Annotated in this window: 6 protein-coding genes and 1 pseudogene; 4 read left to right on the forward strand and 3 right to left on the reverse strand. The window is 74.4% G+C overall.

What is annotated here, in order from left to right:
- Nucleotides 1-326, forward strand: a 326-nt coding sequence (locus EF903_RS23910) for a LysM domain-containing protein (protein ID WP_148142560.1), incomplete at its 5' end; no start/stop codon positions are given.
- Nucleotides 327-706: 380 nt separating this feature from the next.
- Here the strand turns inward: EF903_RS23910 and EF903_RS23915 are convergent.
- Complete coding sequence (locus EF903_RS23915; RefSeq protein WP_125546410.1) at nt 707-1,783, reverse strand: phosphatase PAP2 family protein; 1,077 nt, start codon at nt 1,781-1,783, stop codon at nt 707-709.
- A gap of 241 nt (nt 1,784-2,024) precedes the next feature.
- Nucleotides 2,025-3,103, reverse strand: a pseudogene (locus tag EF903_RS23920) (hypothetical protein).
- Nucleotides 3,104-3,404: 301 nt separating this feature from the next.
- Between EF903_RS23920 and EF903_RS23925 the strand changes: the two are divergent.
- Nucleotides 3,405-5,123 (forward strand): MFS transporter, encoded by a 1,719-nt coding sequence (locus EF903_RS23925; protein WP_125546412.1) that lies wholly within the window; start codon nt 3,405-3,407, stop codon nt 5,121-5,123.
- Between the two features lie 101 nt (nt 5,124-5,224).
- Complete coding sequence (locus EF903_RS23930) at nt 5,225-6,394, forward strand: acyl-CoA dehydrogenase family protein (protein ID WP_125546414.1); 1,170 nt, start codon at nt 5,225-5,227, stop codon at nt 6,392-6,394.
- Between the two features lie 9 nt (nt 6,395-6,403).
- Here EF903_RS23930 and EF903_RS23935 read toward each other — a convergent pair whose 3' ends face one another.
- Complete coding sequence (locus tag EF903_RS23935; protein ID WP_114056950.1) at nt 6,404-6,853, reverse strand: cell division protein SepF; 450 nt, start codon at nt 6,851-6,853, stop codon at nt 6,404-6,406.
- Nucleotides 6,854-7,136: 283 nt separating this feature from the next.
- On the opposite strand from EF903_RS23935, the gene EF903_RS23940 reads away from it, so the two are divergent.
- A partial coding sequence (locus tag EF903_RS23940) for a DUF5685 family protein (protein ID WP_185902789.1) occupies nt 7,137-8,388 on the forward strand: 1,252 nt, incomplete at its 3' end.

The following is an 8,388-nucleotide window of genomic DNA, read 5'->3' on the forward strand; positions in this document are numbered from 1 at the left end:
GCGCGCGGCGGTACGGGCTGGCCGGGCGGATGCACGTGGTGCGCGCCGGGGACACGCTGGCGGGGATCGCCCGCAAGCGGCGTGTCGAGGGCGGCGCGCAGGCACTGTACGAGGCCAACCGGGCGGTGGTGGGGCCGCGTCCGGAAGCGCTCGCCGTCGGCGTCCTGCTGGTCCTCCCCCCGCCGCCGGCGCCGCCGGCGCCCGTGGAGCGGCCCCCGTCGGCCGTCCCGGGCGGCCCCGGAACGAGTTCCGAAGCGGCGGGCGGGCAGAGTCCGCAGTCGGCGGCGGCCGGGTCCGCGGCAGCCGCTCCGGCGGAGAAGGCGTAAGCGAACCGGAACGCCCCGGCGATGCGCCGCAGGCCGCCGCGCACAATACCGGCGCCGAATTCCCGGACGCTCGAACGGAATACGAAAGCGGACCTCCCGCGGATGCGGCGGCGCGCCGGATAAACAATGGCAGGGGCCGGTTCGGGGCGGCCTTCCCGCGGTGATCGCGAGAAGTCTGACGGTCCGTAAAACTGTCGACATTCCGTGACACAAGCGTGACCCGGTACGGACGAACGGCCGGGCGCGGCGCTGACGTCCGGGCTCGGGGAACGGCCGAGGCGGGCCGGATGGGACTCCGGCCCGCCTCGCTCCCGCGCGGGCTGGGGTGGTGCGTACCGCCCCGCGCGTGCCGTCGTGCCCGGTGGCCCGGGCCGGTTCCGTCAGCCGCCGCCCGCGGCCGGGCGGGCGGCCGCGCGGGCGGCGCCGGCCCGCTCGCCGTGGGCCGGGCGGCGGGAGCCGGCCGGGGCCCCCGGAAGGCGCTCGGGCCGGACCAGGTGCGGCCGGCCGGACAGGTGCGCGGTCGGCCGGGCGACCGCGGTGTGCCCGGGGGCCGCGGCCGCCTGGGCGGGCACCGCGGCCGGAGCGGCGGCCGAGGCCGGAGCCGGGGCGTCCGCCGGGGCCGGGGGGCGCCACTTGCCGCCGGCGGACAGCAGCGGCACGAGCCCCGCGGCGACCGGTGCGGGCAGGGTTCCGGCCTCCACGCGGCGGCGCATCGCCTCGCGCTTGGCGAACACCCAGGCCTCGACGCCGGCGATCAGCGGCTCGAACCAGGGCAGCGCAAGCATGATCAGCAGGCCCGCGGACCAGCCGAGCAGCACGTCGCTGACCCAGTGGGTGCCGAGGTAGACCGTGGTGGCGCCGACGCTCAGCGAGACCACCGCGGAGACGATGGACAGCACGCGCCGGGTGGTCACGGTCGAGGCCAGGTAGGCGAGGATGCCCCACGTCACGACGGCGTTGGCGGTGTGCCCGGAAGGGAATATGTCGCCGCCGGCGAAGAGTTCCGCCGAGCCGATCGTGGTGGCGTAGTGCGGGCCGAGCCGGCCGAGGCCGAGCTTGACGGCGCCCACCGTCACGTTCAGCAGGAGCAGTGCCACGCCGAGGGTGATCAGGGGGCGGAGGGTGTGCTGCCGCCAGGAGCGCCAGCCCAGCCATGCGGCGACCATGACCGCGGTGGGTCCGCGCTGGCCCAGCACGACGAGGTAGTCGAGGAAGGCGTGCAGCTGCGGCCACTGCTCGTAGGGCCGGAAGAACATCACCTGCCAGTCCAGGCGGACGAGCCAGGACGTGGTCAGGACGGCCACCACGATCGCGAGGTAGAACGCGAACGTCGATCCGAGGAGCACGACGCGGTGCCGGCTCATCCGCGGTGTTTGCAGATGAGCCGGCCGCTCGGGTTCCCGGTCCAGTCGGGCGAACACCCGCTCCAGCCGGGTCAGGATTTGGTCGGTACGCACTCAATCGACGTTACCGCGCGCCGCTGTGCAGCCCGGTCGAATCACCGGGTTTGTGATGACCATGTGATGTGGAGTTGGTCTCACGCGGCGCTTAATTCCTGGGATTAAGGCATTAGTTGGTGCATCCGGCTCTTTGGTGCGGCCATTCTTTCGCACCGCTTACACCGCCTTTATCTCTGCGCTCCAATTCCTTTCCGGCCGAAGCGGTCCGCCGTCCGCCCCTCCCGCGCCGCCCGCCCCGCTACGGCGGCCCCGAGCCGTTCAGCCAGAACGCCCCGTACACCGCCGATGCCAGAGCCGCCGCCGCCAGCAGCGCCGCCGCGCGCCCCGGCCGCCACCGGGCCAGCGCGAGGGCCGCCGGGAACAGCAGCGGGAAGGCAGGGAGCAGCAGCCGCGGCTTCGAGCCGAAGTACCCCGACGCGCCCAGCGCCAGCGCGACCACGATCCCCGTGTAGACGAGCAGAGGGGCGGGCTGCCGCTGCTGTGCGCACAGCGCGCACAGCCACAGCACCAGCAGCACGCCCGCGGCCAGCGCCAGTCCTGCCGCGGCCGGACCGGGCCCGTCGGGCAGCATGGCCGCGGCGAACCGGGCGAAGGCCAGGCCCCCGTCGAAGCCGTTGCCCCAGCCCTCCTGCACCCGCAGGTACCCGAGCGGCCCGCCACCGGTGTACGCACCCACCCACAGCACGTACGCCGCCACGCCAGGGCCGCCGCCACCCACACCGCGGCCACGACCGCGGCGCCGACCGGGCGGGTCAGGCCGGCCCCCGCCGCGAGCAGGCCCGCCGCCGGCCACCACCCGCGCAGGACCGCGTACAGCGCCCACGCCGCCAGCGCCGTGAACAGCGCCTCGCTGTACGCCATCGACTGCACGACGCCCACCGGCAGCGCCGCCCACACCGCGACGGCGCACACCCCGACCCGGCGGGCGTCCGCCTCCGGCCACCGCTCCCGGCACACCGCCCCGGCCACGGCGAAGATCCCCCAGGCCGCCGCGAGACCCGCCGCCGCCGACACGGCCAGGCCCGCCGATCCGTACCCCAGTCCCGTCGCCCCCGACACCAGCCGCTCCAGCCACGGCAGCAGCGGGAAGAACGCCAGGTTCGCGTGCACGTCCCCGTTCGGCAGGACCACCTCGTACCCGTAGCCCTCCGCCGCGATGCGGGCGTACCACAGCGAGTCCCACCGCGCGGACAGCAGCGTGTGCGCACTGCTGCCGACGGCGGCGCCCCACCCGGCCAGGACGGCCGCACCGAGCAGCCGGACCGCCGCGTAGACCGCCAGGGCGGGTGCGGCCCGGCGCAATCCAAGATCTTCCACGGGCACGATTATCCGCAGGGCCGCTGCCGCCGACCGGGGCAGAACCACGGAACGTCACGGCGCGTGTACGCGGGGGAAGGGTCGTCGCGGGAAGGGGGTGGGGCGAGTGGCGCACACCACAGGGAGGCCGCCGCCGCGATGAGAGCTTGACCACGTGTGGCACCAGCGAACTCGCGTACGCTGACCCTTCACTCGCACGTCGCCGCCGGACCCGCAGGGCGCCGCACCGCACACCGCCGCCGCGGCCCTGCCGAGAACGCCGGTCCACCGGGTGCGAGCGATTCATCTGGGAGGTACATGCATGCCGGGGACCAACGCGGCCGGCCGCAGGATCGCCGACACCGACAGAGGGCCCCTCCGGAACCGGCTCCTGGCCGCCTCCGGCGGAACGAACCGGTGGCTCGTCCTCGCGGTCCTCTGCGTCAGCCTGGTCCTCGTCGCACTCGACGCGACGATCCTCCACGTCGCCGTCCCCGCCGTCACCGAGGACCTGCGCCCCGGCCCCATCGAGCTGCTGTGGATCGTCGACGCGTACCCGCTCGTCTGCGCCGCCCTGCTCATCCTCTTCGGCACCCTCGGCGACCGGATCGGCCGCCGCCGGATACTCCTGATCGGCTACGGCCTCTTCGGCACCGCCTCGGCCGTCGCCGCCTTCGCCGACCACGCCCAGGTCCTGATCGCCGCCCGCGCCCTCCTCGGCATAGGCGGCGCCATGATCATGCCGGCGACGCTGTCGATCCTGCGGCAGGTCTTCCCCGACCGCCGCGAGCGGGCCCTCGCCATCGGGATCTGGACCGCCGTCGCCGCCATCGGCGCGGCCGGCGGCCCCGTCCTCGGCGGCTTCCTCGTCGAGCACTTCTGGTGGGGCTCGGTCTTCCTCATCAACATCCCGCTGATGGCCCTGATCCTCCCGCTCGGACGGTGGCTGCTCCCCGAATCCAGGGGCGCCGCCGACGGGCCGTGGGACGTCCTCGGCGCGCTCATGGCCGCGGGCGGCGTCCTCGGTGTCGTCCTCGGCGTCAAGCGGCTCGGAGCCGAGCGCCGGCTCCTCGACGCCGAATGCCTCGTACCGCTCCTGCTCGGCATCGTCCTGCTCGTCCTCTTCACCCGCCGCCAGAGGCGCCTCGCCCACCCGCTGATCGACATGCGGATGTTCGCCCGCGCCGCCTTCTCCACGTCCGTCGGGTGCATCGTCCTCGCCATGCTCGCCCTGGTCGGGCTCGAACTGCTCGCCGTCCAGTACCTCCAGCTCGTCCTCGGACTCAGTCCGCTCGAAACCGGGCTCCGGCTGCTCCCGCTGACCTTCGCGGCGATGGCCGCGGGCGCCACCGGCTCCTACACCCTGGCCCGGATCGGCCCGCGCACGATGGTGTCGCTCGGCTTCCTGCTGACCGCGTTCGCCGTGCTGCTGCTGACCCTCATGGGCCAGGACGACCGGCCCGTGCTCCTCACCGCCGGCTTCGTGCTGCTCGGCTTCGGCCTCCAGACGACGCTGTTCGCCGCGTACGAGTCGATGCTGAGCGAGGCTCCCGCCGAGACCGCGGGCGGGGCGGCCTCCATAGGCGAGACCTCCTACCAGCTCGGCGCGGGCATGGGCATCGCCCTCCTCGGCAGCGTGATGAACGCGGCGTACGCGCCGGGCCTGCTCGACGTGCCCGGGGTGTCGGCGCAGGAGGCTCGGGGCGCCGCCAACTCGCTGGGGGAGGCCTACCAGATCGCCGGAGACCTCGGCGGGGCCGCGGGCGACGCGCTGTACGCGGCCGCCCGGCACTCGTTCGTCCACGGGCTGCACATCACGCTCGTGGTCAGCGCCGGCCTGCTGCTCGCCGGGGCGCTGATGGCGCTGAAGCTGCCGCGCGCCATGGACTGCGCCGCGGAGGACGAGCCCGGCACCGCGGGCGCCGACCCCGTGCGGCTGCCGGCCCAGGCGGGCCCGGCCGGCGCCGCCGCCGCGGACACGGCGGCGGACGCGAGGGGCGCCGAGGGCGCGGAAGACCGCCCCACGGCCAGGGCCGTCTGACCCCGGCGCCGTCCGGCCCCGGCAGCGGGGGGTGGACCGGCGCCCGCCGCGGCGACAAACTAGCACCGCTAGGTTCACCCCCAGGCCCGCCGGGAGGCCCCGTGTCCTTCGTCCCCACCGATCCGCTCGGCCTCGACGAGCTCCTCAGCCCCGAGGAGGCCGGCGTCCGCGACACCGTCCGCGCATGGGCCGCCGACCGGGTCCTCCCGTACGTCGCCGATTGGTACGAGCGCGGCGAGCTGCCCGGCATCCGCGAGCTCGCCCGCGAGCTCGGCGCGCTCGGCGCCCTCGGCATGTCCCTGGAGGGGTACGGCTGCGCCGGCGCGACCGCCGTGCAGTACGGGCTCGCCTGCCTCGAACTGGAGGCGGCCGACTCCGGGATCCGCTCCCTGGTCTCCGTCCAGGGCTCCCTCGCCATGTACGCGATCCACCGCTACGGCTCCGAGGAGCAGAAGCAGCGATGGCTCCCCGGCATGGCGGCGGGCGAGCTGATCGGCTGCTTCGGCCTGACCGAGCCCGACGTCGGCTCCGACCCGGCGGCCATGCGCACGCACGCCAAGCGGGACGGCACGGACTGGATCCTGAACGGCCGCAAGATGTGGATCACCAACGGCTCGGTGTCCTCGGTCGCGGTGGTCTGGGCGCAGACGGACGAGGGGATCCGCGGATTCGCGGTGCCCACCGACTCCGCGGGCTTCTCCGCCCCCGAGATCAAGCACAAGTGGTCGCTGCGCGCCTCGGTCACGAGCGAGCTGGTCATGGACGACGTCCGGCTGCCGGCCGATGCCGTGCTGCCGGGGGTCGCAGGGCTGAAGGGGCCGCTGAGCTGCCTCAGCCACGCGCGGTACGGGATCGTCTGGGGCTCGATGGGTGCGGCGCGCGCCAGTTTCGAGGCGGCGCTGGACTACGCGCGGACGCGCGAGCAGTTCGGCCGGCCCATCGGCGGCTTCCAGCTCACCCAGGCGAAGCTGGCGGACATGGCGCTGGAGCTCCACAAGGGCATCCTGCTCGCCCACCACCTGGGCCGGCGGATGGACGCGGGCACCCTGCGGCCGGAGCAGGTCAGTTTCGGCAAGCTCAACAACGTCCGCGAGGCGATCGAGATCTGCCGCACCGCGCGGACGATCCTCGGTGCCAACGGGATCTCCCTTGAGTACCCCGTCATGCGGCACGCCACCAACCTGGAGTCGGTGCTCACCTACGAGGGCACCGTCGAGATGCACCAGCTGGTGCTGGGCAAGGCGCTCACCGGTCTCGACGCCTTCCGGTGAGGCCCGGCCTCAGCTCTGGTTGAAGAAGTCGCGGGAGCGGCCGCCCGGCTCGCCGCTGACGATCTGGGTGTCGGCCGGGGTCAGCAGGAAGACCCTGGTCGCCACCCGTTCGATGGAGCCGCGCAGTCCGAAGGTGAGGCCGGCGGCGAAGTCGACGACGCGCTTGGCGTCGGCGGGGTCCATCAGCGACAGGTTGACGATGACGGGCACGCCCTCGCGGAACAGCTCGCCGATGGCGCGGGCGTCGCGGAAGCCGTCCGGCGTGACCGTGGCGATGCGGCGGCCGCGCTCGACGGCGGACTCTGACGCGACCCGGACCCGCGGGTCGGTGGCCCACTGGTCGCCGGGGCCGGCGACGGAACCGTGCCCGGCCTCCGCGTAGTCGTCGTCGTAGTAACGCTCGTCGTCACTGTCCTCCACGAGACCCAGCCAGGCGCTCGCCTTGCGTACCGAACCCATGGACGCCTCCTTTCACCGCGGTCAGTCTGTCTTTTCTCCGCAACCCCTATGGTCGTCCATGATGCTGACAACGCGCCAAGCGGATGGCCGCCGCGAACTTGTTTCGTGACGGTACTGGTGCAGAACATCCGTTGCACGGTCGAGGATCCTGGTCGGTGCCACTGCTGACCGAGTGAAAATACGACCGGTGCGGCCGCGCGGGTGGTCGGCAGGGGCGTACGGGTGACTGATCTGGCTGGATACGATGCCCATCTTTCCGCGGATGACACTCGGGGGGCCCGTATTGTTCGGCATCGTCAGACCTTGTACCCACCGGCTCGGAGAGCGGTTCAAGGCGGAGTGGATGGCCCATCTGTGCGGGCTCTGCCTGGCACTCAGGGGTGACCACGGACAGTTCGCCCGCATCGTGACCAATTACGACGGGCTTCTCATATCGGTTCTGACGGAGGCTCAGGCCGGTCCCGTCGCCGGCGCCCGGCGCACCGCCGGGCCGTGCCCGCTGCGCGGGATGCGGACGGCCGCCGTGGCCGAGGGCGAGGGTGCGCGGCTCGCCGCGGCCGTCTCGCTCGTGCTCGCCTCGGCGAAGGTGCGGGACCACGTCGCCGACGGCGACGGGCTGTTGGCCCGCGCGCCGATGGCCGCGGCCGCCCGCCGGGTGGCCCGGGGCTGGGACCGGGCGGGCGCCCGCACCGGTGCCTCGCTGGGCTTCGACACGGCCGTCCTCGTCGACGCCGTGGACCGGCAGACCGGCATCGAGACCCTGGCCGGCCCGGGCACGCCGGTGCTGGTGGTGACCGAGCCGACGGAGACGGCGACGGCCGCGGCGTTCGCGCATACCGCACGGCTGGCCGGGCGGCCCGGCAACGCCGCCCCGCTCGCCGAGGCCGGCCGGTACTTCGGCCGGCTCGCGCACCTGCTGGACGCGGTGGAGGACCAGGCCGAGGACGCCGTGAACGGCGCCTGGAACCCCCTGACGGCGACCGGCACCCCGCTCGCCGAGGCGCGCCGGCTGTGCGACGACGCCCTGCACGGCATCCGGCTCGCGCTGGACGAGGTGGAGTTCGCGGACGCGGGGCTGGCCCACCGGCTGCTGGTGCACGAGCTGCGGAACTCGGTGGACCGCGCCTTCGGCACCTCCTCCTGCGGGCACACGGCCGTGAACTCCGCGGGCCAGGGCGGCGGCTTCGGCGCGCCGCCGCAGGGCTTCGGGCCGGGTCAGGGGAACCCGTACGGCGGCGCGCCCGGGAACCCGTACGGCGGCGGGGCGGGGAATCCGTACGGCGGCGGTCCGCAGGGCGGCGGGCCCCACGGCGGCACCCCGTACGGCGGCGGGCCCCACGGCGGCGGGCCCGGGATGCCGCCGGCGGGCGGCGGCCCGGGCGGCGGGGGGCAGCCGCCGCGGAAGCCGCGCCGCGGGCTGATCGCCGGCTGCGCGGTCGCCACGTGGATGTTCTGCACCTGCCAGCTGTGCTGCACCGAACACGAGGGCCCCTGGTCCCGCAAGAAGCGGGACCCCTGGTGTGACTGCTGTGAGT

Source organism: Streptomyces sp. WAC05292 (assembly GCF_003949955.1).
Classification (GTDB): Bacteria; Actinomycetota; Actinomycetes; order Streptomycetales; family Streptomycetaceae; genus Streptomyces; species Streptomyces globosus.

Excerpts from the sequence above, each read along its gene's own strand:
- EF903_RS23935 (WP_114056950.1), bottom strand. The coding sequence starts at position 6,853 with ATGGGTTCGGTACGCAAGGCGAGCGCCTGGCTGGGTCTCGTGGAGGAC.
- EF903_RS23925 (WP_125546412.1), top strand. The coding sequence starts at position 3,405 with ATGCCGGGGACCAACGCGGCCGGCCGCAGGATCGCCGACACCGACAGA.